Source organism: Paenibacillus sp. NPDC058898, assembly GCF_049316025.1.
GTDB lineage: Bacteria > Bacillota > Bacilli > Paenibacillales > Paenibacillaceae > Paenibacillus_AQ.
Window position 1 is genome coordinate 715,815 of record NZ_JBMOSM010000001.1, and the last position, 26,203, is coordinate 742,017.

24 protein-coding genes and 1 pseudogene are annotated in these 26,203 nt (G+C 47.8%); 7 read left to right on the forward strand and 18 right to left on the reverse strand.

Annotation, left to right across the window (positions count from 1 at the left end):
* Positions 1-12: 12 nt before the first annotated feature.
* The 7 genes from ACOZB4_RS03015 to ACOZB4_RS03045 all read right to left on the reverse strand — a co-directional run bounded on the left by ACOZB4_RS03015 (position 13) and on the right by ACOZB4_RS03045 (position 10,347).
* Positions 13-1,638 carry a hypothetical protein gene (locus ACOZB4_RS03015; RefSeq protein ID WP_379406097.1) on the reverse strand — a complete coding sequence of 542 codons (1,626 nt, stop codon included), beginning with the start codon at positions 1,636-1,638 and terminating at the stop codon, positions 13-15.
* A 505-nt stretch (positions 1,639-2,143) separates the two neighbouring features.
* The gene (locus ACOZB4_RS03020) at positions 2,144-2,323 is read right to left on the reverse strand and encodes a hypothetical protein (RefSeq protein ID WP_379406096.1); all 180 of its coding nucleotides are present in this window, start codon (positions 2,321-2,323) and stop codon (positions 2,144-2,146) included.
* Positions 2,320-5,370, reverse strand: coding sequence for an alpha-mannosidase (locus tag ACOZB4_RS03025; protein WP_379406095.1), 3,051 nt, complete (start codon positions 5,368-5,370; stop codon positions 2,320-2,322). The genes ACOZB4_RS03020 and ACOZB4_RS03025 overlap by 4 nt, the downstream gene beginning before the upstream one ends.
* 92 nt (positions 5,371-5,462) lie before the next feature.
* A complete protein-coding gene (locus ACOZB4_RS03030; protein WP_379406094.1) occupies positions 5,463-7,088 on the reverse strand; it encodes an extracellular solute-binding protein in 1,626 nt (541 codons plus the stop codon).
* Between the two features lie 111 nt (positions 7,089-7,199).
* The gene (locus tag ACOZB4_RS03035; protein WP_379406161.1) at positions 7,200-8,096 is read right to left on the reverse strand and encodes a carbohydrate ABC transporter permease; all 897 of its coding nucleotides are present in this window, start codon (positions 8,094-8,096) and stop codon (positions 7,200-7,202) included.
* A gap of 11 nt (positions 8,097-8,107) precedes the next feature.
* A complete protein-coding gene (locus ACOZB4_RS03040) occupies positions 8,108-9,022 on the reverse strand; it encodes an ABC transporter permease (protein ID WP_379406093.1) in 915 nt (304 codons plus the stop codon).
* Positions 9,023-9,498: 476 nt separating this feature from the next.
* Positions 9,499-10,347 (reverse strand): AraC family transcriptional regulator, encoded by an 849-nt coding sequence (locus ACOZB4_RS03045; protein WP_076321459.1) that lies wholly within the window; start codon positions 10,345-10,347, stop codon positions 9,499-9,501.
* A gap of 145 nt (positions 10,348-10,492) precedes the next feature.
* Between ACOZB4_RS03045 and ACOZB4_RS03050 the strand changes: the two genes are divergently transcribed.
* Together ACOZB4_RS03050 and ACOZB4_RS03055 are read left to right on the forward strand one after the other, a co-directional pair.
* On the forward strand, positions 10,493-11,434 hold the full coding sequence (locus ACOZB4_RS03050; RefSeq protein ID WP_379406092.1) for an MTP-1 family protein: 942 nt from the start codon (positions 10,493-10,495) through the stop codon (positions 11,432-11,434).
* A gap of 326 nt (positions 11,435-11,760) precedes the next feature.
* A complete protein-coding gene (locus ACOZB4_RS03055; protein ID WP_379406091.1) occupies positions 11,761-12,840 on the forward strand; it encodes a substrate-binding domain-containing protein in 1,080 nt (359 codons plus the stop codon).
* 445 nt (positions 12,841-13,285) lie between these two features.
* Here ACOZB4_RS03055 and ACOZB4_RS03060 read toward each other — a convergent pair.
* Positions 13,286-13,426: pseudogene (locus ACOZB4_RS03060) on the reverse strand (polyketide cyclase); the annotation flags it as partial.
* Between the two features lie 100 nt (positions 13,427-13,526).
* On the opposite strand from ACOZB4_RS03060, the gene ACOZB4_RS03065 reads away from it, so the two are divergent.
* Together ACOZB4_RS03065 and ACOZB4_RS03070 are read left to right on the forward strand one after the other, a co-directional pair.
* Positions 13,527-13,736: an ester cyclase gene (locus ACOZB4_RS03065; RefSeq protein ID WP_379406090.1), complete on the forward strand. Its 210-nt coding sequence runs from the start codon at positions 13,527-13,529 to the stop codon at positions 13,734-13,736.
* 71 nt (positions 13,737-13,807) lie between these two features.
* On the forward strand, positions 13,808-14,209 hold the full coding sequence (locus tag ACOZB4_RS03070; RefSeq protein ID WP_379406089.1) for an ester cyclase: 402 nt from the start codon (positions 13,808-13,810) through the stop codon (positions 14,207-14,209).
* A 161-nt stretch (positions 14,210-14,370) separates the two neighbouring features.
* Here the strand turns inward: ACOZB4_RS03070 and ACOZB4_RS03075 are convergent, their stop codons facing one another.
* The 4 genes from ACOZB4_RS03075 to ACOZB4_RS03090 all read right to left on the reverse strand — a co-directional run bounded on the left by ACOZB4_RS03075 (position 14,371) and on the right by ACOZB4_RS03090 (position 17,114).
* Complete coding sequence (locus ACOZB4_RS03075) at positions 14,371-14,679, reverse strand: hypothetical protein (RefSeq protein ID WP_339290113.1); 309 nt, start codon at positions 14,677-14,679, stop codon at positions 14,371-14,373.
* A gap of 65 nt (positions 14,680-14,744) precedes the next feature.
* Entirely contained in the window at positions 14,745-14,963 is a 219-nt protein-coding gene (locus ACOZB4_RS03080) for a helix-turn-helix domain-containing protein (protein ID WP_379406088.1), read from the reverse strand.
* 51 nt (positions 14,964-15,014) lie between these two features.
* Positions 15,015-15,932: a GNAT family N-acetyltransferase gene (locus ACOZB4_RS03085; RefSeq protein WP_379406087.1), complete on the reverse strand. Its 918-nt coding sequence runs from the start codon at positions 15,930-15,932 to the stop codon at positions 15,015-15,017.
* Positions 15,933-15,998: 66 nt separating this feature from the next.
* A complete protein-coding gene (locus ACOZB4_RS03090; RefSeq protein ID WP_379406086.1) occupies positions 15,999-17,114 on the reverse strand; it encodes a hypothetical protein in 1,116 nt (371 codons plus the stop codon).
* 164 nt (positions 17,115-17,278) lie between these two features.
* On the opposite strand from ACOZB4_RS03090, the gene ACOZB4_RS03095 reads away from it, so the two are divergent.
* On the forward strand, positions 17,279-17,500 hold the full coding sequence (locus ACOZB4_RS03095) for an ATP-binding protein (protein WP_379406085.1): 222 nt from the start codon (positions 17,279-17,281) through the stop codon (positions 17,498-17,500).
* 517 nt (positions 17,501-18,017) lie between these two features.
* Positions 18,018-18,788: an ANT(4')-I family aminoglycoside nucleotidyltransferase gene (locus ACOZB4_RS03100; protein WP_379406084.1), complete on the forward strand. Its 771-nt coding sequence runs from the start codon at positions 18,018-18,020 to the stop codon at positions 18,786-18,788.
* A 140-nt stretch (positions 18,789-18,928) separates the two neighbouring features.
* On the opposite strand, the gene ACOZB4_RS03105 is transcribed toward ACOZB4_RS03100, so the two are convergent.
* From ACOZB4_RS03105 to ACOZB4_RS03120, 4 genes are all read right to left on the reverse strand, one after another.
* Positions 18,929-19,225: a putative quinol monooxygenase gene (locus ACOZB4_RS03105; RefSeq protein WP_379406083.1), complete on the reverse strand. Its 297-nt coding sequence runs from the start codon at positions 19,223-19,225 to the stop codon at positions 18,929-18,931.
* 10 nt (positions 19,226-19,235) lie between these two features.
* The gene (locus tag ACOZB4_RS03110; RefSeq protein WP_076321468.1) at positions 19,236-19,874 is read right to left on the reverse strand and encodes a nitroreductase family protein; all 639 of its coding nucleotides are present in this window, start codon (positions 19,872-19,874) and stop codon (positions 19,236-19,238) included.
* A 27-nt stretch (positions 19,875-19,901) separates the two neighbouring features.
* Entirely contained in the window at positions 19,902-20,303 is a 402-nt protein-coding gene (locus ACOZB4_RS03115) for a MarR family winged helix-turn-helix transcriptional regulator (RefSeq protein ID WP_379406082.1), read from the reverse strand.
* 269 nt (positions 20,304-20,572) lie between these two features.
* Complete coding sequence (locus tag ACOZB4_RS03120) at positions 20,573-21,259, reverse strand: endonuclease/exonuclease/phosphatase family protein (RefSeq protein ID WP_379406081.1); 687 nt, start codon at positions 21,257-21,259, stop codon at positions 20,573-20,575.
* Positions 21,260-21,704: 445 nt separating this feature from the next.
* Between ACOZB4_RS03120 and ACOZB4_RS03125 the strand changes: the two genes are divergently transcribed.
* The gene (locus ACOZB4_RS03125) at positions 21,705-22,862 is read left to right on the forward strand and encodes a lyase family protein (protein ID WP_379406080.1); all 1,158 of its coding nucleotides are present in this window, start codon (positions 21,705-21,707) and stop codon (positions 22,860-22,862) included.
* Positions 22,863-23,172: 310 nt separating this feature from the next.
* Here ACOZB4_RS03125 and rpoN read toward each other — a convergent pair whose 3' ends face one another.
* Together rpoN and pruA are read right to left on the reverse strand one after the other, a co-directional pair.
* A complete protein-coding gene (gene rpoN / locus ACOZB4_RS03130) occupies positions 23,173-24,483 on the reverse strand; it encodes an RNA polymerase factor sigma-54 (protein ID WP_379406079.1) in 1,311 nt (436 codons plus the stop codon).
* A gap of 147 nt (positions 24,484-24,630) precedes the next feature.
* Entirely contained in the window at positions 24,631-26,178 is a 1,548-nt protein-coding gene (gene pruA / locus ACOZB4_RS03135; RefSeq protein ID WP_379406078.1) for an L-glutamate gamma-semialdehyde dehydrogenase, read from the reverse strand.
* Positions 26,179-26,203 lie beyond the last annotated feature (25 nt).

A 26,203-nucleotide genomic window follows, 5' to 3' on the forward strand; every position in this document is an offset into this window, starting at 1 on the left:
GGCGCCCTGGCGCTATTTACCGTTCGTTTCTTGAACCGGCTCAAGCCCCAGCTTCGGATTCGCCAAGTCGAGTTTATACATGATCTGATTGTAGTTATACCGTGGCGTTGGGACATGATTCGTGAATGTATTCGTATAGGTTCCTTCGAAGTAGATGACCCGGCCGCCGTCCTTGTTGAAGTATTCATGCTGGGCTACGTTATAAAAAGTATAGTCGTTATGCGTAACGATATGCTTGGCATTGGTCCAAGGACCTTGAGGCGATGGTGCTTCCGCGTACCAGACTTCCCCAAGTACCGATGTCTTGCCTTGTATCTGCTGCGCGATCATCACGTAACGCTGCCGATATTCATTCCATTCAATGGAGCTTTGGGCGATTTGAACGTCTTCACCAGTATCGATATCCTTCAATTGATAATAACGCGGGTCGTCAGCTTTGATCAGCCCTAATTGGATCAGCTCTTTCTCTTGTTCTTGGTTGAGCGGCTGAGTGTCCTTTTTCCAGCCCCATACGAGCTTACCGTCCGCGTCGCGTTCCAGCGACGTTTGAGCCCCGTTGTATGTCGTTCCCGGCGTCAGGCAAGTAAACGATTCGTATTGGGTATAGTCGATGATGGCGTCATAGCTGGCAGCAACGCGCAAATTCGGAATTCGGTGTTCGGTAAAGAGCCAGTATCCCTTCCCCTCCTCCTCGTAGAAGGTCGCCTGTCCGCCCGGATGGCGCCAGTCGTCTTTGGAAGGGAACTGGACGACCTGCTCGAACTCCTTCGTCGTGTCGTTAAAGGCAAGAATACCGAAGGCGGTGGGTTCAGGATTGTGCGTGCTGTAGCCAGCGAGCAGACGTTCCTGTCCGGCGCTGTCCTTGGCGGTCATCAGACCGAATACCCAGGCTATGCCTGCACCATCAGGCAGAGGCGGCACCAAACTTTTGACGAAACCGTCTTGATTCGTAAAATAGTCCAGATTCACACCGACATCCGGGTCCAGTCCCCCCTTACTGGGAAGCTTGGAAGTCGCACCCGTCACGCGGAAGTTCCCCAGCGGATAGGCTGGTCTGTCCGTATCGCCCCAGAACCAGTACAGTTTATTGTTGTACTCGATCGTCTGCACGGAATCCTGTCCCATGACCAAGCCGTTGATCAGCGGCTCCTTAATGGGCGGCTTCTGGCCAACGAGTAAGCTGTCGCGATAAATGCCTTGGCCTGTCAGCCGGTACAGCCGCTCTGCAATGTTGATCCGATTCATCTCGAGCGTTACACTGCCATTTGGCTTAACCTCTACAGCCTGCCCCCGGTAGCCAAACATATCGGCAGGAATGTCGTAGCCGTCACTCGACATATGGAAGAAGACCGTCTGATCCATCAGACCTGGCTCGTCAAATGCCACAATACCGGCACTGTCCGTATAATACAACACACTGTTCGTCGTCTTCAGTTGGACATGTGGGATGCCCCTGCCTGTCTCGGCATCCACCACCTTGATCATGAATGGCCCCTGGACCTTTATCTTCTCGCTGCTCACATTCGGCTCGGCGCTGCTTCCCGCCGCCTGCGCTGCCATCGCGGCGCCCGGCGCCGTCATGGCCATCAGCAGGATACAAGTCCATATCCCCGCACGTTTCCACTGTTTCATTTTCATTTCTCATACCTCCCGAACTTTTGGCCTTTTGATAGAAGAAATCGTTGCTCTGACCCGATACCGTCTGTTCAATCCATATTTCTACTGCCATGGTTACGAAATACCTCTGGATGTGTTTGGTTTATCGCGTCCAAGCGATCGAAGCGACACTGAGCGGCATTGCTTCTCCGTTGATGAACTCCTCACTAACCACCTCCTTTCGCAGCATGGGAGCAATGCGATGTTCCAGATCGAGCAATAAAAACATCTATCCACATGCTTATTCAATGAAACCAGACCATTTAACGGGAGTTTTGTCTTGCGATATGAGGAAGCTCCGTCTCGAAGCACATTATGTAAGCGAATACATTAATCTTTGTGAGTAACAGCCGCACAAGCTGCGCGGCTGTTCTCTGTAAAGAAATGTCTTTCGAACCCATAAATCTGCTTATGAATATCAATGAAGTCCGATTTCCCTGTCCCCCCTAATATATAGTAGGAATTATTCCAACTAAGGCAGTTGACGTCAGGAACCCATGCGCATTCGCGACCAATCGAAGCTAATCGCCTCCAGCATCCCGTCTACGAGTGCGGCATACCCTTTGCCGACACCTTGGAACAGCCCTTCTCCATACGGATATTTACGTTCACAGTCCGTGATCGAGTCGCCGATCATGACCAGGCGCTGTCCTTCGTTCAGCTTCATCCCCTATTCCTCCCATTCGGCCGGAGCCTGATCGTCTTCACCTCGAACGGACGGAACTGAAGTGATACCTCTTCGCCCTCGTGCGGCAAAGCCGCCAACTTCTCCTCCAGCATAGTTGTCTCATAAACCGCCGCAATGGACAGCCCGAAGTGAAGCCCGCACGCTACAGAAGCTCCCTTGCTCTCGTACAGACGCACGATCCAATCGCCCGATCCGTCTTCGGCAAGCTTGACCGTCTCCGCGATCACATTGGCTTGATCGATGGAGAGCAGCGATTGCGCCTCCCGGCCTCCTCCAGACGCAAGGTTGACGGGATAGTTCAGTTCGTAAGCTTCCCGCACGACAGGACTATCCAGGAACGCGCCGTTCCAGAACGTAAATCCATATGCAAAATGGTGCGTCCCTTGATCGGACGTCTCATCCGGCCACGTCGGAGCCCGAAGCAGAGTTAGGCTCATCGTGTTGCCGTTGACGGCAATCCCGTATTTGCAATCGTTCAGCAGCGCGAAGCCGCGATTCGCTTCAGCAAGCGCCGACCATTTATGCTGAACCACTTCGTAACGATCCGCATCATGCGGACGCGAAGCATGATTCGGCCGCTTGACGTAACCGAACTGAATTTCCTGCAGCGACTCGTTTGTGTGAACGCGAACCGGGAAATCGACTTTTAGCAGCTTGTTCTTCTCGCACCAGTGAACCGTCGTATGGAATTCCACCCGGCGGCTGCCGGCGCGCAAACGGATATCCTGGACCATGGTCGATTGGTTCAGTTCGCGCTCAACCCGAATATTGGCGAAGAGCGGTCCGTTCGCGGTAACGGATACCTTGGCGCTCGCATCCAGCTCGACGGGTGCCAAGCGGTAGCGTCGATCGATCTCCCAGGCATCGAAATCCGAATTTTGATCCCGATACATCCGCATGACGTTGCAGCGATCCGCCGCCCATTCCGTGCTGGTCTCCTTGTCAAAAATACGAGTCAACTCTCCCAGTTCGTTCATTTCGAGCGCAATCCATTCGTTCTCTAGACGCGATTCCGTTGCAAGGACCGCAGACGTTGCTGGAGCATCTCCCGCTTCCACTTCTTCAGTCTTGTACGTTGACCAGCCCATGGAAGGCGCCTCTACCTCGGCGTAACGAAGGCCTTCGTGCATTTGCACCGGCAGAACCACTCCATTCTCATCCGCAATTCCATGGATGCCGGCAGGTAACGCGACCAGTTCCTTTCTCGGCCAGGACAGCGAGTTAAAGACGGTAACCCGGGAGGCGTCGTCGTCCGTGAGCGCATCTCTTGCGTCTGAAGCCATGTCATATACGTTCTGATTCAATTCCTTCAGCTCCAACTGCGCCTCTTCGTGGACGCGATGAATGGAGGAGCCCGGCAGAATATCGTGGAATTGGTTCAGCAGCAGAACCTTCCATAACCGTTCCAAGTCCTCGTAAGGGTAAGCTCGGTTATTAAGCAGCTCCGCCGCAGCCCCCCAAAGCTCCACCTCGCGGAAACCGATTTCCGCCTTCCGGTTTAGCTTTTTGATGATCGCTTGCGTCGTGTAAGTCCCGCGATGAGCGGGATAATAGAGCTCTCCTACATATTTGGCGTCAGGAATGCCTTTTTCGATCTGATCCTCAAAAAATTCGATCGGCGAGCCATGCTTTGTCTTGGGGACGCCCTCCAAATTGCCGAGCCTGCGCATAAACTCGAGATCGTCCCGATTGGATCCGCCGCCTCCGTCACCGTGTCCGAACTGGGTGAGACGTGTGGAAATTCCTTCAAGCTGGACGCGATCGCTCCACTGATGGATCAAGAACGACGGGTTGATCCGAATTGGATAGTAATCGCCGTAATTCATCAGATGCGTCAAAATTTGCGAACCGTCGATCCCTTCCCACATGAACGTATTATGCGGGAACGGATCCGCTACATTATCATAAGTACCGAACAATTTTGTAGACGCGAAATAATGGATCCCGCAGCCCTTCATAATTTGCGGCAGGTTCCCGGAATAGCCGAATACATCAGGCAGCCACAGCATCTCGTTGTCCACGCCGAATTCGTCCTTGAAGAACCGCTTGCCGTGCAGCGCCTGACGGATCAGGCTCTCGCCGCTGGGCAGATTCGTATCGGGCTCCACCCACATGGAGCCTTCGGGAATGATCCTCCCTTCCTTTACCGCCTGTTTGATGCGCGTATAAAGCTCCGGATACAGCGTCTTGACCACTTGGAACAAATACGGCTGGCTCTGGGTATACGTGTATTCCGGGTATTCGTCCATGAGCGCCAGCTGATTGGACATGGTCCGCGCAATCTTCCGCTTTGTCTCCGCGATCGGCCACAGCCAGGCGACATCCAGGTGGGACTGTCCCATCAGGTACAGGGTCGGCGCCGTTGAACCGTTCACGCAGGAGAGGAGCGGCTCCATCAACTTCCGGCACTGCTTTGCGTTCTCACAGAGCGATTCCTGACGCAGGGTCAGGTCGATCGTCGCGAACACCTGAGTCAGGCAACGATCAATCTCCGCAACGCGGAGGGATTTGGCATCCAGATGTTTGCGAAGATCATACAAACATTCCAAATCGATGAAAAACTGGTAGACCTCCTCTTCAAAAACGCAAAGCTGTGACTCTCCGAACATCGGCCTGGAATCCGAATGGCCGGCATACGCCTCCGCGACGATTTCAAATGCCTCGCCGGCTTTCGCCGAAATTGTTAACGTTACGTAATGATGGTTAAGGTCCTTTGCACCGCTAACGATGCCGTTAATGTATACGGTCGCTTCGGATCCGAAATCAAGCATGGCCACAAGCCGTTTGCCTTCGGCCTCTTTGGGAACGATAATGTTCGAGCGGAACCAGCCGTATCCCCAATTTTCTCCCCACCGCTGACCCGGAGCGAAACTCTCAAACGGTCGTCCATCCATTTCATGGATGAACAGTTGTTCCATTGTCGTAAAACCGGAAAAATCGATAACAGAAAGCTTCGTCATCATAAATTGATCTCTTTTGTTTAGCAGCTTTTCCACATGGAATAAAATCTCTTTCTTTTCATTCAAGGTTTCTCACATCCTATGTTTCGTTATCTATGATCCTATCGCCTTGCGATATACCGCCCCTCCGCGGCGGCCTTGCAGCGGAGGGACGATTTCTATTCGTTTCCTAGCGCTCTTTGTGCAGCATCATTATAGATTTTCAGCGCTTCATCAATGTTGCCCATTTTTTGGACCTTATCGATGAATGCCTGCCAATTGTCGAAGCTGTTTTTGCCTGCTACGAATTTAGCCTGTTCTTCCGTAACGAACGTCTTGATCGGGTTCATAATCTCCGAGACCCGCTGGCTTTCACTGCCCGTGAGTTGAATCGACGGCTCGCTCAACCAGGAAGGAACATAGTCGTTCTCGGGCATAGGCAGACTCGTCAGGAATTCCGCCTTCTCAATCGGCACCTCTTCATATTTGCCGTTAAATACCGTATAGTCTGTCGCGGCAAAATCCACGAACGCTCTTGCGTCGCTCACCATCTGCAAGCCGGGGTTATGGTTTCGGCTAGCGCGCATGCCGTATTTATCGCCCTCCAACCAGGGATCCTTGGCCGTTTTCAGCGAGTCGACAAAGGTCGGAACGCCGTCTTCCCCGATCGTATAGGTTGTGCCCTCGATTCCCCAAGTGATGAGCTGGATCATTTCATCCGAATATTGATAATCGATGAATTTGATCAATTCTTCAGGGTTTTTAACTTTCGAGCTTACGCCGTAGACTCCCCAGCCCAAGTCAGGGGTATTGCCGTTCACAACCTCCTGCCAGGCTTTTCCGTACTTCGGATTGTCGGGATACAACGAAACCGCGAAAATCTTCCCGTCGTCGGCCGTTCTCGTGTACTCGGCCGGCGTCGTAAACCACTGCGTCAGCCACATGAGGTTGTCGCCGTTTAGCGCTTTTCTTTTCAGCGTATCGTCTGTATCAATGGTATACTCCGGATCTAACAGTTTCTCCGCATACAGCTTATTCGCAAATTGGAGCGCATCTTTATATCCTTCATCCAGAATTCCGTATACGTATTTCTCGCCGTCCCAAAAAATTTCATCCCGGATATGGTTCGCGGAGAACAGCGATCTCAAGCTGTTCCATTTTGTCGCAACGGGATATTTATCGGGGTAGAGCTCTTTAAGTTTTTTGGCAGCCCCATAAAATTCATCGAGCGTTTCCGGAATTTTGATGTTATTGGCCTCGAACACGTCATAGCGGTAAGCAGACGTATTCTGGATGAGCATGCCGCGATCCTCGGGGAATCTGGGCGTGGAGGTTTCTTTAAAGGTGAACATGTTGCCGTCGGCATCCGTTACCCGCTTCATCCCGTTCTTCACCTTGCTAATGTAGTTCATATAGTTCGGCATTAAATCTTGATACTGGCCTAACTCGAGAAGCTGGCCTTGTTCGGCCATTTCGGTCGTATCATAGAATAAAGGCGTCACGAAGAAATCCGTCAGATCGTCGCTTGCGATCATAAGCTTGACCTTTTCGTCATACTCGGAAGACGGAATATAGTTATATTTGATTTCTACCTTTTTGCCCATATAAGCTTCCATGCGTTTGTGCCATTCCTTGCCCACCAGACTATTTGGATTATCCACACCGTTCGCAGGCAGCGTGACCGAAAAGCGCAAGACTTCTTGATTCTCTTCATGGGTATCGGATTTTTTGGAATCATTCGAACATCCGGAAAAAACCATCAGCGCGATCAACCCAAGGACAAGCATTTTTGCCAATTTGTTCATCCCATTTCCCCCTAATTTGCACAATTAACCGCTTCTTCTTCAAATCTGCTATTTATTACTGGTCTTGAATGACTGCACACTCAACTTGCTTGCACCGGCGCATCCGGATCTCTAGCCTTTGATGGAGCCGACAAATATCCCTTTGGTGAAATGCTTCTGAAAGATCGGATAAATACACATGATCGGAAACATGGTAATAATGATGACGCTCATTCGTACCGCCTTCGGATCAAGCGTTTCCCCCGGGGCATTGATGGCGACCGCGCCGCCTCCTACTCGTCCTTGAATTGCGGTCGTATCCAAGGTAAACAGGTAGTTTCGGAGCACCATCTGCAAAGGATACTTATCCTGATCTCGCAGATAAATCAAAGCCTCGAACCAGCTATTCCAGCTTCCGACCAGACCGAATAGAGCAAAGGTTGCAAACAGCGCTTTCGACAACGGCAGTATAATCCTGAAAAGAACGACTAAATCACTCGCTCCATCGATATAGGCAGAGTCCTTCAGTTCAGAAGGAATATTCAGAAAGAAGGTCCGAAACAGAAACACATTATAAGCACTGATCGCACCGGGGAGAATCATGACCCAAACCGTATCCAACAGATTTAAACCGCGCATAAGCAGGTAAGTCGGAATTAAGCCGCCGCCGAAAAACATCGTAATCATGAGAAAAATGGTCAGAAATTTCTTGCCCGCAAATCCCGGGATCGTGAGCGGATACGCCATCAGTGCCGTAAACAGCAGCATGATGCCCGTAGAGCCGGTCGCATAAATAATCGAGTTCAGATATCCTTTAAAAATGTACGGATCATTAAATACCGTCGTGTACGCTTCCAGATTAAATCCCTTGGGCCAAATCGTTACGCTCCCCGAGGAGATGTAACGCGTGCCGCTAAGCGATGTCGCGATAATGTTCAGAATCGGATATAGCACGACAATCAGGATGAATAGCATGATAACCATATTGAATACATCGAATGCTCTGGAACCCAAACCAGCCTTTTTCAACATCCCACCACCTAGAACAAACTCGTCTCTGATACTTTCCGGCTTAACCAATTGGTCAAGTAAAGGATCGTAAAGGAAATAACCGACATGAATAATCCGATGGCCGTCGTGTACTCGTATTGTGCGCCCAGTATACCTTGACGATAAACATAGGATCCGATGACATCTGCTACTTCGTAAGTCTCAGGCGAATAGAGCAGAATGATCTTCTGGAAATCGCTCCCGAGGATTCCTCCGACGGCGAAAATCAGCAAAATGATTGTGGTCGGCTTAAGCGACGGCCATGTGATGTGCAAAACCTTCTTCCATCGGCCTGCGCCATCTACCTCGGCTACGTCATACAGCGTAGGATCTATTCCGCTTAATGCAGCAAGGTAGATGATCGTGCCGAACCCGACGCCCTGCCATATGCCGGAAGAGATGAAGATAGTCCGGAAATAGTCAGGTTCGAGAAGAAACATGATCGGATCTCCGCCGAAGAAGCCGACAATATGGTTAAACAAACCGTCTCTCGCCGTAAATTCCTTAAGCATCCCCGCAACAATGACAACCGAAATAAAATGCGGGAAATAAGAAACCGTCTGCACAAGCTTCTTAAAGCCCTTGTTTTTCAATTCATTAAACAACAGAGCCAATATAATCGGCGCCGGAAATGACCAAAATAAAGTATACAAACCGAGAAGCAAAGTATTCTTTAATACCCTGAACGCCATCGGATCGTTAAAAAAAGAAGTGAAGTACTTTACCCCCACCCACTCGCTTCCCCATATCCCCTTGGAAGCGTTGAAATCTTTGAAAGCGATTAATATTCCGTACATTGGAAAATAGTGAAAGATTAACAGCGTCAGAAAGCCGGGAAGCACCATAAGGTAGAGATAGCGGTGCTTGACGATTCTGGCCACCAGCCTGTTATTGGTTGTCTTCAAAGGAACACCTCCTGACTGTTAGAGGTTGTTCAAAAAGTCCCGCTTTGATCACGAAGTAGCACTGAAAGTTTATTCGACATCGAATCTTGAATTCAGCCGGGCCTTCCGGTGCTCACGTACCCAAAACGTACGCTCCGCTCCTCAGCCCCTAGCTTCATCCAACCTTCTCGGTGCTGAAAGTCTGGCTTTTTGAACACGCACTATTAACTTAACATGTTGTGATCAATGCGGCTGGTGCTATTACTCCAGGTCGCATGAGTCTGGCCATTTGGTTCGTTTTTTATGTAAGCGCATTCATTTTCACCCCCAGACTGTATCCTAACGTTCGTCGAAAACGCATTTGCTTCCGGCAACCGTCCCCTATAGATATGATCATCGCGATGCCTCACAACTTGTTATGCTAAGTAGAAATTAACACATACTAACTTCATCGTCAACAAATAAAAACACTGATCTATTCATCGGTAATTAGCATACTATCTCCGAATTATCCCGAACTGACGATATCGATGCGGCGTTAGGTTATGCCTCCGCTTGAATAAGTCGTAAAAGTAGCTGACGTTGTCAAGTCCGATCTCAAGGCTGATCTCCACGATGTCCATATCCGTGTTTAGCAGCAAATTCTCGGCATAGGACATTCTCAATTCGTTAATGTACTGGGTTGGGGACATTCCGAGATGCTCCCTGAACATTCTGCATACATAGGCATGCGATTTGCCCGACAGCTGGACAAGCGCAGCCGTTCCCCGCGTGAAGTGCTCTTTCTTTTTCGCCTCTCGGCATAGGGACTTAAACCATTCCGGTTGTCCGGTAAGATCAATCGAATCCGCGTCAGCCTTGATATACCTGGAGAACAGGTCGGTCAAAATGACTCTTACCTCCGCTTTGACGGCCAGCTTCTTCTCCTGCGGAATCAGACTGAGCTGGTCCAGCCGGTAGCGCACATATTCCTTCTCCGTTTTGGACAGCAAGGTCGACGGCGGCATGGCTGGCCCAAGCAGTCTTTCGCTTGGGAACCCTTCTCCCAAGAAAGCTATGAGGTCATCCAGGACCTTGCGATGGAACGACAAATTGATGAACTGGCAATCGCTATCCGTCGTCTGCTCATAGTAATGAACGTCCCGGTCCCGTATGAACACGAGTGTATTTTCCTGCAGCGGCTGCCTTTTGCCGTTAATGACATGCACAACGCTTCCTTTCAGAATAAGAAACAATTCAAAGAAGTCGTGCGTATGCATGCCGATCGTATCGCGCACCGAAGCGATCAGCCGATAGTGGGCCTGAATTTCAGAATCAATGCCGTCTGCCGCAAGAAGCTTCAACATATGCGATATCCCTCCTTGTTTGTATATTGACTAGTTCCTCCGATGTCAAAACACCATAATGCATTCAAAAATAGAGCAAGATTGAGAGCAAGACTTTCGATTAGGATAGAGTTGTTACTGCAGCCTGAAAGGAGATTTGCCACGAATGAACTTATTAGAACTGCGTCAGCAATTCGAAGTAAACAAACGCATTTATGAAAGCGCCAAGCTTGTCTTCCGCGGAGTCGAAGGCTTCGATGTCTACAATCCTTCCATTCCGTTCGAATGGAACGGCAAGCGCTACATTTACGGACGCGTGGAAAAACGCCATGAGTGGGCGAGGTCCTGGGTTCGCCTGTTCGAGCAGAGCGGTCCGGACCAGTGGACAGCCGTGCCGAATACGATGATTTATCAGCTAGAAGATCCTTATATTAGCATGATCAACAAACAGCTCGTATTGGGCGGCACGCATGTCCGTTACAAGCAGGGACGCCTCGATACATTCTACGGTTATTTCTACAAAGGCAGCGATCTTCATGATCTCTTCTACTTCACGACCGGTCCGAATTATATGAAGGACATTCGGCTCGTAGAGCTACAGGACGGGAGGATCGGAGTCTTCTCCAGGCCGCGCGGCGAAGGGGTTCGCAAGGAATTCGGCAGCGAATCCTTGGTGGGATTCACCGTCATCGACAGCCTGGACGAATTGTCTCCGGAAGTCATCGAGAACGCCCCTTATATCCGCGGATTATTCAACAAGGACGAGTGGGGCGGCTGCAACCAGGCCTACTTGCTCGAGAGCGGAAAGGTCGGCGTCATCGGCCATATCTGCTACGCTCAAGAAGATAGATCGACCTATATGAACATGGCCTTCGTATTCGACCCGCAGAGTAATCAATTCTCGGATTTGAAAATCATCGGCACCCGCCCTTGTTATCCGGATGGCCCCGCCAAGAAGCCGCATCTGACCGACTGCGCGTTCACCGCCGGCATCGAAATGCGTCCCGACGGCAAGGTCAATCTGTACAGCGGCATCGGCGATACCGAAGCGGCGCGCATCGCCATTGACTACCCTTTCGAGAAGGAAGGCGCCATTGTAACCTTATAGTTGTAATTCCATGATGGAGCTGCTGGATTCCCCGGCGGCTCCTTTTTATGTCCGATTCATGGTATAGTACCATTCATTTTTTCCAAGGTGTCCGCTTCGAAGTTATTATGATAAGTAAATCAAAACACATACCTTATTTGACCCCATCGTAATACAGACCTCCGTGAAATTCAAACCTTTTATATCATTTCGCTCCTTTTTTGTTTAATTTCTGAACATTTCTCACCTATTCGACAAAATCTTTAATGGGATGTGTTTCAAGTACGTATACTTTTTAAAGCGGTGTGCGTTATAATTGAGGAAATGTTGATACGAGGTGAACTTACTTGAACAAGAAGGACTTGGCTCTTCCAAAGTACCAGATGGTAAAAGACTATGTCTTATCCCAGATCGAGAATCAGGAATTTACGAAGGACGATCGGATTCCTAGCGAGTCGGAATTTTCCAAACTGCTGGATGTCAGCTCCATCACTGTGCGTAAAGCGCTGTCAGAGCTGGTGAACGAGGGCGTGATTTACCGCATCCGAGGTAAGGGAAGCTTTGTCGCCAGCCAAGTAGCCGTCTCGGAGAAGACCTCCAATCTGGTGGCCTTCGTCATCTCCGGCATCGACCTGTACGACAGTTCGTATATGCAGATCATGAGAGGCATTCAGTCACTTCTAGGCCAGCATGGCTGCAAGCTGATCATCGAATTCGTGGAGAACGACTTCGAACAGGAACGTGAGCTCGTTCTGGGGCTCATTCAAACGGAGCTAAGAGGATTACTCATCTATTCCTCTGATCCCGAAGCTGCAAAGGGCTATCTCGGAGAGGTTCGCAAAAAATCGATTCCGTTTGTTATGCTGGATCGCTCCCCTTCCAGCTATCCAGTCAACGTTGTCACCTGTAACAACCATGACGGTGCTTACGAAGCTGTTGAATACTTGATCCAGCAAGGACATCGACGAATTGGATTCGCGGCTTACGATTATCATCTGAGCCCGGAAGTCGACAGATATAACGGTTATTGCAATGCCATGTCGAATGCGTCCCTTCCTATACCCGATTCGCTCTTGTTCCTGGATAAGGAACTGGACTATGCTGCGCTTGCGCGCCTTATCCAAGACGGAGAGCTGACCGCGCTATTCTGCGCGAACGACAAGCGGGCCCTTGAGGTAATCGAACAGCTCACCGCACTTGACATACGTATCCCCGAACAAGTATCCCTAATGGGCTTTGATGATTTCGAGAGCTCCAAATTTGCCAAGGTGGCCTTGAGCACCGTGAAGCAATATTTCGACGTCCTAGGCTTTGAGAGTGCCAAGCTGCTGCTCGAAATTACCGAAGGCTCATCTTACGGCAATAAGAAAGTCATGCTGCCTACAAGCTTGGTCATACGTGACACGATCAAGATAGTCCAAGGTTAAAGCAAAGCTAAAAAGGCATTGGATTCCAGGATATGCTGGTATCCATTGCCGGTCATAATGCCGCAAAACATGCTAAAGAAATAGGTCCATTGTAATTTCAAGAGATCATGGATCAGCCCTATCTATAATCCTCCACGCCTATCCTCTTGATACAAATTCTGTACTATTTGACGCTAACGGATTCGACACCTCCGATTCCTTGATCGCATCTACCAACAAATTTCTCTAGATCGATAACCGTTCTATCGAAAAAATGATTGATACGTCGAGCTTCCTCCTCGGTTTTGTCACACTTGATGATCTTGTTTTCTTTTCTGTTTCAATAGGCCAGCTATCCAGATTTAACATCATGAGAAACTCTGTACTTATAATGGTATATCCCTCCGCATCATAACCATCCGGTCTTTCATCAGAAAACACAGTGAGCCAAAAGTATGCTGGATTTTTAGTGGTCAGCGAGCGTCTCTCCGGTTTCAAGCAACGTCTTCATACCTGAAAGAACAATCGGCAACCCGTTTTCAAGAATTTTTGCAGTGCTCATCGCCTGTTCGAATTCATCATGTATAACGGTTACGAGCGTCACGCCACCGCATTTATCAAGGACATTGCGAATCAGAGCATGTTGGAGAAGACCGATCAATTCTTTGCACCGCAAATCGTAGAGGCATACGGATCGGCGGTTTACCGTGGAGGAAATTCTGGCCCAAGGTGAGAAGGTCATCGCTAGAATCTTCATGACGGCTGTGCATGCTGGCCATTTTGCAGGAAATGCACCTACAGGCAGAACCGTGAAGGCAACACAGTTCCGCGAATTTCGCGTCATCGAAGGGGACATCGCTGATCACCGCGGCTGGTTCGATACGGCCACGCTTTTGCCTCAGATCCAAGCTCAATAACCGCCTATGAAGAACGGCATTTCGTCGTTAAGTCAATTCCTAATAACCCATTCATAAGGAGATGTTTAAGTATGAAAACGTTGGAACAAACCAATGTGGAGACGGTAAACCAATTTATCGAGGCATTTTGGAATCAGAGTGAATTGGAGTCTGTGGATCGATTTCTGACCAACGATTATCAAGAGCTCTCTTATCAATCCAAGGAAGGCCTAAAAAAATTCGCTGCAACGATCTTGGAGGCATTTCCCGATAAACGCTACACCGTGGAAGAGATCATCGGTCAAGGGGATAAGGTGCTCGTGAGAATGACTGTGAAAGGCACACAGCAAGGCATGTTCTTTGGAAGCGCGCCCACGGGCAATACGATTGATGTCACGCTTTACCGTCAATATCGCGTTGTGGACGGCAAGATCGCCGAGCATCGGGGCTGGATCGACATGGTGTCCATGTGGAACCAAATTCGGGGCAACTAACTCCGTAAAATACAACGCTTCACATACTACCGACCCAAAACTGGGTCGGTTATGTGTTGTAATGAAAGATCATAGAGGCAGAATTAGAGCCTTACTACTTGCCCTTTGTTTTGGGACGCTTCTCATCTAGTTAGATATTCATCTAATCGGCAATAAAGACATTACCCTTCCACGATATCTGCCCGAAGATCAGTTGCAATTTCGATCATGAGGGGTACGATTTCTTGATGGGAGACGGCTACATACAACTCCCCCATATAGTGTCTGAATGGAATAAGGGCTTCTCCCTGCTTCCACATAAAGAAATCCCCTTCTATAGACATAGTGCTTTCCTCCCCTTTCACAGTCAGCACCGTCTGATAAGTAAAATCAGCTTTGGATGAAAAATAAGCTTGGCATTCTTCCAATGAAATCTCTTGACCACTTGAGTTTGGTTGCATGGATCTCGTAATTCGATAACGTTGATTCATAAATATCCTCCAAAAATAAAATGACCTTGTATCCTCCAATACATTAATTGTTAAGCTGGTCTCTGTCAATTGAGTTGGATGACTCCGACTAAGCAACCTATTGGGTCGTGGCGAACTTGCCGAGTGATGTTCCCATACTTTGTCGGTGATATGCCTTTTTTAACCGTAAACTGATTGATAAAGTAAGTGTCATACTCAAATCCGGTAGCGCGTGCAATTTCATCAAGCTTCATACCGGTATGAGTTAAAAGATCAAAGGCAACTTTCAAACGATGTGAAAACAAATAACCCTTTGCTGTATGTCCGCATGTTTCCTGGAACTGTTTATTAAGAGTTCATGAGAATGACTTACACCATACAAACATATTTCCAAGTTCTTGAAAGCCAACCCTCGTGCAGACGCGCATCGCGTCATCCGGTTCAGGTTCCAGCGTCCACATCCCCCCATGATTAATGTAGAGCTTGCTGACGCCGACTTCTTTCAAGCGGCGCATACACTCGTATAAGAGGTTTGTCGCCAATCCCCTTCTTCGATGCGTCGGAGCCGTTCCGAACGGTTCGATAATCGCGATGTTGTTCTCGCGATCGAGCCAGATATTTGCAAAGCCGACGACTGTATTCGCCTCGTCTAGTATAACCAAGTCGAAATCCTGACTGTACGTTGGACAGGACATCAAACGGCGGTAAATATTCATATCCGGCGCAGTCAACCCTGCTGAACCGCTCATGATCATAACCTTTTGCTCAATATTACCCATCTTAATCGGACGAACCTTGAACCCCTCGGGAAAACGAGGCTCGTGATTCGCAGTTTCCAAATCGATTACCCCGGAATACATGTACCATGTATGCTGCTCGTATCCCCTTGCCTTCAGCGTCTCTACTCGGGGATGATCCTCGACATAACCCCAAATATAAACTTCCAATCCACTCCGATCTTCAAGCGACAGACCGCAGTAGTGTCTTTCAGCCCAGGCGAATATTTCATCTTCCAGGTGAACGTAATCAGGCCCGGTAAAACAATAAATAATTCGATAATGCCCCGGCCAGATCGCACCGATGATCGTTCCGTCTTCAATTTCACAGATTGTCAGGCTTTGAAGGAACTTATCACCGCCGAAGGCGCGGTTGTAGTCAAAATCTCCAAGACTCGGGTAAAACCGGCGGTTACGGTCGGCAAACTTTTGGGTGATCACCTTGCGAAGCGCTGTGTAATCGCTCTCATCCCTATATGGCCGAAATTGTACTGTCACGTCTATACACTCTCCGTTTCTCACTTCTAGACACCTATAATCGTGACCCGTGTTATCGACATGTACTCATACTCTGTTTATATAAAATGATTCGAATTCAGTGACAGAGTCGAACTGGTTCAATGATATACCTTCTGTTCTAAGGTGATTCTCTAATTTTTCTATAAGCTGCAGAATTGCTATTCGCAACGGTTCGAGATCTTTGAGATCCAGTAACGCAGTGAGATCTGGATAGCCGAAGCGATGATAAAATTCCCGATACTCGCCCAAATCGAAAATGCCAGGCCAGTGTCCTTTTTCGGCTGCGTACAGTATACGAGCCAATCCATCTTGAACACCTATAGCAACGAAAAACGCGGTTTCATAGTGGCCTTTTTCGCAAGCGGTTAGGAGTTTGTTAAGCATTCCTTTTTCCTCTTCGTAGTATCCCTTCATCCAATCTTGGTATGAACGTAATCCTTTGAGCTTGTTTCTTCGTTCTGAAATTAGATTAAGAGTGTCTAGAGTCAGTTTCTCACAAGCAGACTTGATTTCATCTTTAGAATGGCTGAACATCATGGTGTCAAGGTAAAGATCCAGTCGTTCTGGCTTCATAGGTAGATTTCTGACTTGCTCACGATAATGGCCCCAACTACGTGTATAGTATCTTTGGTTTATCAATGCAAGAGATCTAAAAATGTGAGCGGCAATATCTTGTGCCTGTGTTCGACAAAAGGATAAATCCATGGTGTCTTCGGCAAGTCGGAACTTCATCAAGCTAGTAAAACAATCACGCACTGCAACCTCAGCTCTGTTAATCATCGTAAGCGTGTTGAATGGCTGCTCCATGGAAGATATGGTTTCGCGAAGTTTCATGAATTTCGCTAGGTCTTCTTCTGAACGGACATACAATAGTTCACAATCCGAAATAATGGTCGTGCTCCAATCTTCAGATGTTGCCATTCTTTCAGCACGATCCCAGCCGATAGGCCAGAAATCAAAACTAATACCGTCGATTATAAACTGTAATTCTACTTGTTTCCCTCTAGGAGAGGCCGGTATGAAGAAAAAGTCTAAATCCGATCGCTCAGTTGCCCTACCCTGTAAGTATGATCCGTAATATCCGACAATCGCAACATCTTGGGGGTAATGGGTCTTAATATGTTTGACAATGATATCAGCTACGGCAAAAACATCTACCATCAAATAACCTCCTTGTTCATGCATCCTGTATAACTGCGTATTGGGAATACTAATAATGCCAAATGTTGATCGTATCGCTCATTCTAGTGGCAGCACTTCAAGTTTAGGTTGTTATCCAGTAAGTGTAAAAGGAAAAGATAATTATAAACAAACAGTCCAGTCATTTGGCGTACCGTTCCATTAGGTATACGCCAAAAGGTGGGAATATCTCGGTCGTCATTGAAAAAGAGGTCACTTATCGGAATGAAATATATGCATGTGTCTCGATCATGGACAACGGAATCGGTATTCCGACGGAAGAGCTTCCCCATCTTTTCGACCGTTTCTATCGTGTAGAAAAGGCCCGTTCGAGGCATACAGGCGGAGCGGGGCTTGGATTTGACTAACGATATATGTTTTTGTCCTCCGTTTTTGACAAGAACATATATCGTTAAAAATACAAAAAGCCGCAACTATGCGGCACCGTTTCCTCTATTATGCTTGTCAACCTTGATATCTTCGACATAGGCATATTTGTTCCAATTTCTTTTTATAACAATTTATCCCACGACTTTGATTATTTACGAGCGCTAAGTAAATGATTTTATGCGGATTGTCGATATAGCTCGAATGATCCTGAACCGTATCTTCTTCAATCGGTTCATCATCGGGGCCTAATTTTAGCCTTTTTAAAATTTTCTAGTTAATTGTACAATCATTACATAGCAGATTCTACCATTTGTTAATCGTTAAGGCTCCACTCAACACCTTGTAATAATAATTTTCATTGGGTACAATTTCCATATGAAAACATTGTGGGAGGAAATATAATGCATCCAAAAAAAGTCCCCCGTTAAGCCCGAGGTCCTCCATCCATGTGTTAGTAGCTTACCACCCAAATAATTCAAAGGGAGATGCACGCTAATGCACATGAATGGACCTGTGAATATTTCTCGAACCGAAAGACTTCAAACCTGCCACGACATTGCTTCGAGATTACACGAGGTTTACGGAGAAAAAATCCTAGCCATTGGGGTCTATGGTTCTGTTTCCAGAGGTACGGACGGCCCTTACTCGGACATTGAGATGTTTTGCGTTCTAAATGAATCCAATGAGTCCGTAGACTTTAGCTATGAATGGTCTGCTGGGCCTTGGAAAGCAGAAGTGAACGTCTGTAGTGCAGACGTTCTCATTAAGATCGCCTCTACGGTTGAAGGAGACTGGCCATTGACGCATGGGCCATTCTTTTCCCAGCTTTGCCTGTATGACCCTGAAGGCTTTTTCCCAAGATTAAAGGAAGCTGCAGAGTCACCTACAAAGGAAGATTTTCGACATGCAATCCATGAAGTCCTTGTAGGGGAAATGTACGAATTTGTTGGAAAACTAAGAAATGTAAGTCTAAATGGACCTCATACCTATTTGCCTTATTTGGCAGTGGAATTTGCACAATATGGAGCTATGTTAGTCGGGTTACACAACCAAAAGCTTTACTCTACTGGCTCCATGGTTCTACCGGAAGCCTTGAAACTGCCTGGTCGTCCAGAAGGATTCGACAATGTTCTGCGAATGGTTATGTCTGGAGAATTAGCAAATCCTTCTAGTGTTGTTTCAGCCTGTGAAAATTTCTGGAATGGCATTGTGAAATGGGCAACCGAGCATAACTACTCAATCCATTCTAAACGATTTCCATTCTGATTCGCATTTTAAACGCACTTATGATGTAGGCTATCCAAAGCCCGCTTTTATAAGGGTATAGGAATATCTCTTCGATCATAACTGGCGCAAAAAAAGGTCAATCCTCTGGGATCGACCTTTTTTTGACTTTAGATCTTTAATTATTTTCTAATAGGCTGACCTGTAAGAGCTTGAACCTGTAACGGAGCTGTCAAGTATTTTGGAGCATTAGCTACGAACGCCTGAAAATGGCTGCTTGCATTGTGAGCCCCTACTGCTTCTTCATCTTTCCATTGTTCAACCATCACATATGTGTCATCCTGATCTGTATCCTTTAGGAGTTTATACGACACATTCCCTGCCTCCGCGCGGGATGACGCAATAAGTTCTTGTATGGACTCCAGAAATTCCGCTTCTACTTCACGGTTTACTTTCATTTCTGCATGAATAATAATCATAGTCATAACCTCACTTCCACTCCGCAATGCGGTCAATAGGCAGACGAGTTGTTCTACGTGCCTCTTTAGCAGCTTTACCTACAGATATGAGCATAACCGGTACATAACGTTCCTTTTCCATACCAAATGCTTCCGCAATTCGGGATTTGTCATATCCGCCAATCGGGTTTGTATCATATCCACGGGCACGAGCAGAAAGCATGAGCTGCATGGATACCAAGCCGCTATCAATAAGAATCATTTCGCGAAAAGCTTGTGCTGGTATACGTGCAAAAAGATCAGTATAGTTAGCCATCAGTTGATCTTTAATCTCTTGCGGCAAATAGCCTCTCTCCACAGCAGTACCCATAATTTCGTCAGCATTATCAAATGCGTTCATATCTCCGAAAACGGCAATGACTGCAGAGGAAGTTGTAACTTGCGTTTTGTTACCTGGTGCAAGCTCTTCAAGCGTCGCTTTACCTTCTGGGCTATCAACGACAAGAAATCTCCAAGGCTGAAGATTAACGGAAGAGGGTGCCAAAGTTGCTTCTTCCAAAATCTCAGTCATTTCCTCACGGCTGATTTTAACCGCTGGATCGTACACCCGCACAGAGCGACGGGAGGTAATTATTTCTTTATAATCATTGATTAGGGATGTTACAGTCATGATAGTCTCTCCTTTAATCTCTATAAGTTAATTGGTCTTACTAGATTCTTTCATCTGTTGAATCTGGCTGTTCAGCTTCTGCAGCACTTGAACAAACGCAAGTCGTTCTGATTCTGTAAGGTCTGCCTGCAGGGCCTCCATAAATCGTTCTTTCTCCGCTCTAAACGTTGCTACTTTTCTCTTGCCTTCTTCAGTTAGCTGAACTAACGTAATCCGGTTGTCATTCTCACATCTGGTTCGCAGAAGCATTCCTTCCGCTTCCAACTGCTGAACATGTCGGGTCACCGCAGCAGGATCAATAGACACTGCCTTCTGCAAATCCGATTGGCTAATTTGGCCCCTCGTCAGTTTGCATAGGAGTTCGAGCCGATTGGGACTAACTCCAGCACATCGTTCAAACCGGGTCGCTATATGCTTGTTTAAATGCATTAGCAAGTACAGCAGGTCTTCTGTATGACATGTAGAGATGATAAATACCTCCTTCAATTCATTGACTCATCAATAATTGACGGGTCAATCATATATCTTTATTTACAGAAAATCAAGTCCCCTTGCAGAAAATAAGACCGACAAAGATTCCGTTTCGGGAACTTCATCGGTCTATTCAGTAATTTTAATTACTTAGCTTCTACACCTGGATGAGGTTCATTTCTTCGTGGATAAAACACAAAGTCTTTATGACAGATCATCCCAATCTCTTACTGCCAGCGAAGTTCTGCAATGACCGGATAATGATCCGACGCGTCGTAAGGAATAACCCTAGCTGTGGCCAGTTCTGTCGGCATGTTTACAAAGATGTGATCGATCTCCTTACCATTTTCCATGGTAGGCAGGTTGTTCTGAAGCGTGACTTTTGTCCATCGGGCGTTCAACCGTTTCATGAAAGGATCGTCCATCTCCATATTAAAGTCCCCGGCCAGGATCGTCGGTTGTTCCAGTTTCTCTAAAGCATTCCAAAGAATTGGATTCTGTTTTATCCGTTCCCTCATATGTACCCCCAAATGCGTATTTACTACTGTAACCACGTCTTCATTGATTTGCAGTTTTACCATTAAGATGCTCCTTCTCTCTTTAGACCCGCCAATATACTGAATTTCTTTTGAAATTATCGGATAGCGGCTTAAAATAGCGTTTCCATATTGAAAAATAATGAGATTAACGCTAGGAGAGAAACAAGCGTGCATCCTGAGCTGTTTAGCCAGCCTTTTCAGCTGATCTCGAAAGCCGCTTCGGGGCAGAAAACGGTCCACCCCTTGCAATGCAACAATATCCGGTTGGACTTTTGTGATCACTTCCGCTATGCGGCTCAAACTTGCTTTCCCATCTAATCCTTTTCCGTGCCGTATGCTGTAGGACATCACTTTCAGATTGATGTTGTTATCCATATGAATCACCTTTTCCATTTTATCTATCTAACCTTCGTGTAGTTTACAATGGATATAAAAGTTAATGATCAGATGAAGCAATGAAATCTAACAGCAGGCTTAGCCTTGGAACCCTTTGTTATTTTTTCACAAAATGTCAATATTCATAAGTCCCAATTAATGTTAATAACGCTATATATAAACTACTATCCCTTTACCCTAAATAAGAACGGGAAACTGATCGTGAATATTCTTACAACAAGAGAATCAACCTTTTCAACAAACATATTCAGGGGCATCATGCAGCGGTCGCTATTTGCAATTAAATAAGGCCGGATAGCATACTCTGATGTATGTCGTTTTGTAATTTCATACTCATATCTCGAAGAATCCCATCTTGATGGCACGAAAATTGCTTATTAACCCTATAAGGAAATGACGACACAACATTTTCGAAAGGGATGAGATGATGATGTTAAGAATTGAGCAGGACAAGAATGGAGAGGTCAACGTTCCTTCCCATGCATACTACGGTGTGGAGACGATGCGCGCTGCCGGAGAATATCCCACTGTGAACGCTCGCGTCCATAGCGAATTTATTAAGGCTTTGGCTTCCGTCAAAAGCGCTACCGTACGTGCAGGCATAGAGCATAGCATCGTGCCGGAGCGAATCGGAAATCTTATCATGAAGGCGACGGATGAAATCATGGATGGAAAGCATTCGGAGCAATTTATTACAGATTATATCCATGGTTCTTCAAGCAATATCCTGAATGTGAATATGAACGAGGTGCTTGCCAACCGGGCACTGGAGCTGATGCTTGAGGATAAAGGAAACTATGCGGTGGTTGATCCAGACATTCACGTGAACGGCCCCCATACAGCCGATTGGATCATTTCGACTACGCTAAACGTCGCCGCCCATCAATCTTCGCACAAGTTAATCACAGCCATCGAGAGATTAAAGTATCGATTATGGATGGCAAAAGAACTTCTCGAGGGACAACGTCCGGCCGATTCCGCGGATTCTGTTATGATGGTGTCGACACGACTGATCCGTTCTTTCAGGGAATCCGCGAAGCAGCTGCAGCTCGATGTGACGCCGCTCACGGAAGCCGCCTCCCGATTAAAGAGCATCCGGATCGCTTCCGCACCGGATGCTGCCATGCCCCATTCGTATTGCGAATTAACGGAGAGAACCGTCTCTTACTTAAGGCAAATTACTCGTACTGATTATTTTGCAGCAAGTCACTACCAAGATTCTTCTTCCGTCAGCAAAAGCGCCTATGCAGACCTTTCATCGGTTCTGAAAACATTGGCTGTTAATCTGTTCAAGCTATGCTGCGATATTCGGAACGCCTTTATGAGTGAGAAGGATATGAATCCGCCGAACCGCATTTACTATGAATCTGCTGGATTTTTGCATCAGGTCTGTATGCAGGTTATTGGATATGACCATATCATCAACCTCGCCGAGGAAACCAGGATGCCTGATGACGACACCGTTCCTCCGGTAATCTTCTACCATTTAATGGAGTCGCTTGACATTATGATGAAGGGAATCGGATCGTTTGCAAGTTCGCTGACACGAGTGCAGAATGATGCCGATACAACAGCCGACTGAAGGAAAATGACGCACCGCCTCAGGAGTATTGAAAATCGAATAGGAGGCTACTAATAGTTGAGTAGCCGCCCTTCCACACCACCGTACGTAAGTTCGGTATACGGCGGTTCAATCGCTTAAGTGCAAGTTACGCATGCGCTCGTACTGCGCAGGAAAGTCATAATATCCTGCCTGTGCGAGCTTTTCATTTGTAATCGAACGCTGTAATATCGCGCTTACGGCTATATACAGATTTTCATCTCTAAGTTATCGCCCATGCTTGGCGGACCCAAGTAAGGGTGTCTCGGAAACCTATCCGAGACACCCTTTTCTATCTGCGCTTACGGAATGAGGAGGGCATAATCTGCATTTGTTCCCGATACTTTGCAACCGTTCTGCGAGACAGCCGGATTCCCTCCGCTCGCAGCATATCCGCCATATGCTGATCCGAATAGGGAATGTTTTTATTTTCGGCGTCGATAAGCTCCTTGATTCGGGCTTTAACACTCCGGGAGGATACACCGCTACCGCCCGTCGTCGATAGTCTAGCGGAGAAAAAATATTTCAGAGGGAGCACACCATGCGGCGTAAGTACGAATTTACCGTTCACCGCCCGGCTAACGGTCGATTCATGCAGGTCCAGTTTGGTGGATATCGTATTCATCTTCATCGGTGCAATTCCCTTGATTCCTTCAACCAGAAACTGTCCCTGCTCCTCCATAATGGCATTGACGACCCTCATCAGCGTCCGGTTCCTCTTCTCCAAGCTCCGAACCAGCCAACGGGCAGATTGGACGCAGCTGCTCAAATACGAAGTGGCTTCGGCTGATCCCCGCAACTTAACCCATTCTCGGGAGGAGTTGTTAATGGAGAGCTTGGGGAGATTTTCCGGATGGATCGACACTATGAAGCCACCCTCATAGTATTCGACGATCGCATCCGGAACGATATACTCTGGCTCTAACGAGGCATACGCCAGCCCCGGACGAGGATTCAATCCGCGAATATATTCCGATGCCGTCCTTGCCGTCTCCATGGGTATGTTCAAAGCCATTGCGATCTTCTCCAGCTTCCCGGATGCCAGCTCCGACATATACCGGTCTACGACTTCATACGCATACGGAGCGGCCGCCGGATCTCTATTAATCTGCAGCAGCAGGCATTCACTCAAATCTCTGCAGCCGACACCGGCAGGCTCTAACGATTGCAATGCCTCATGGGCGCTCCGAATAAGCTCTTCTGATACGTCAAGCTTCCTTCTGATTTCGGTGATCGGGATATCCAGATATCCGTCATCCCTTAGATTCCCCGCCATAAATGCCGCAATTCGGTATACCTCCCTCGGCAAGGGGAGCATACGCAGTTGGCTCCTAAGCCTTGACTCCAACGTGTCCTGCGACTGCCTTGCGTTCCGTAATGGGTCCATCTCGTACCCATTGCTGATTGTGGCCCTTCTCCTGTAGCCATAAGCGTCGTAATCCCGTCTGAATTCGAGTTCAAGGACCGGGTTTTCAGCTTCCTGCTCCTGTAAATACCGGACCAGGTCTTCGGCGGACATGGTTAATATATGAATCGATTGCTTCAGTTCAGGAGTTATTGCCAGCTTCGTGCTTTGGTCTTGCACTAATTGATAGCTCAGCAACAGATTCTCCTCCTCCCGCAGGCTCTCTTCAATGAATATACTGTTCCCTCTTGACTATACTCAAAAACATTCGAAATGAACATCATGATTTCGTGTCTAATATTTTAGACTATATATGATATGTTGAGCGTTTTGATGTTCATCCTGCTAGAAGCGCTCAGCTACCAGCTTTGCCTGCGTAAACAACAGCAAATAATCCCGACCGCCGGCTTTTGAATCCGTGCCTGACATATTAAATCCGCCGAACGGATGCGTTCCGACCAAGGCGCCAGTGCATTTGCGATTGAAATACAGATTGCCAACGAAAAGTTCGCGTCTTGCCTTATCCAGATTCGGCCCGCTACGAGAAATGACGGCACCGGTCAAGCCATAATCCGTATTGTTGGCATACGCCACCGCCTCATCAAAGGTTTTCGCCTTCGTGAATGTAACTACCGGACCGAATATTTCTTCCCGCGAAATCCGGGCATTCGGGTCTACATCCGCGAAAATCGTCGGTTCGATGAAGTATCCGTTCGGATCTCCTGTGCCGCCACCAAGGACCAAGCGTCCTTCCTGTTTTCCGATTTCGATATACTCCTGAATTTTAAGGTATGCCTTTTCATCAATAACAGGACCTACATCGGTTGCGGCGGCTGCCGGGACACCCATTACCAGCTGACTTGCCCGCTCCACTACACGCTGCAGCACGATGTCGTAGACTTTCTCATGGACGATAGCCCTGGAACAAGCCGAACACTTCTGCCCGGAGAAACCGAAGGCGGACAGCGTTATGGCGTCCACCGCCAGATCGAGGTCTGCATCCTGATCAACGATGATCGCATCTTTGCCGCCCATTTCCGCAATGACACGTTTGATCCATTTTTGCCCAGGCTGCGTCTTGGCCGCCCGTTCATTGATGCGGAGTCCAACATCGCGGGAGCCTGTAAAGCTGACGAAACGGGTCAGTGGGTGGTCAACAAGGTAATCGCCGACCTCTCCACCCGGTCCAGGAACGAAGTTGACGACGCCTGACGGCAACCCCACCTCTTCGAGCAGTGCCATAAATTTGGCAGCGATGACAGGTGTTGGACTGGCCGGTTTAAGGACGACGGTATTCCCGGATACAACGGCAGCCATCGTCATGCCTGCCATAATGGCCAATGGAAAGTTCCATGGCGGAATGATGACACCGACGCCTAAAGGCAGATAATACAGCTCATTCTCTTCTTCCTGGCTAACCGTTAATGGCTGCGGCTGGCTAAGCCGCTGTATCTCGCGTCCATAGAACTCCAGGAAATCGATCGCCTCCGCCGTTTCAACATCCGCTTCTACCCGGGTCTTCCCAGCCTCAAATGTCATCAAGGCGGAAAATTCATGTCTGCGCCGGCGCAAAATAGCTGCTGCCCGGAATAAATAACGTGCACGCTCATTCGGATCAGTCCGCTTCCAAGTCTCAAATGCAGCTGCAGCCGCCTGCATTGCCTGCTCCGCATATTGTACATTCGCCTGAGATACGATACCGACCACCTGAGCTTTATTCGCAGGGTTAGTGGAGACGGCTTTGTGCTCAGTCATGATGCGCTCACCTCCGATGATTAGCGGATACTCTTTGCCAAGTCCTGCCTCCGTCTGCTCAAGTACGCGGTCATATTCCGCATTGTTACGCTCATCCTTAAAGTTAACAAACGACTCGTTCCTGAATTCAGTTCTCATAATTATTACCCACCCTTTTTCGTGT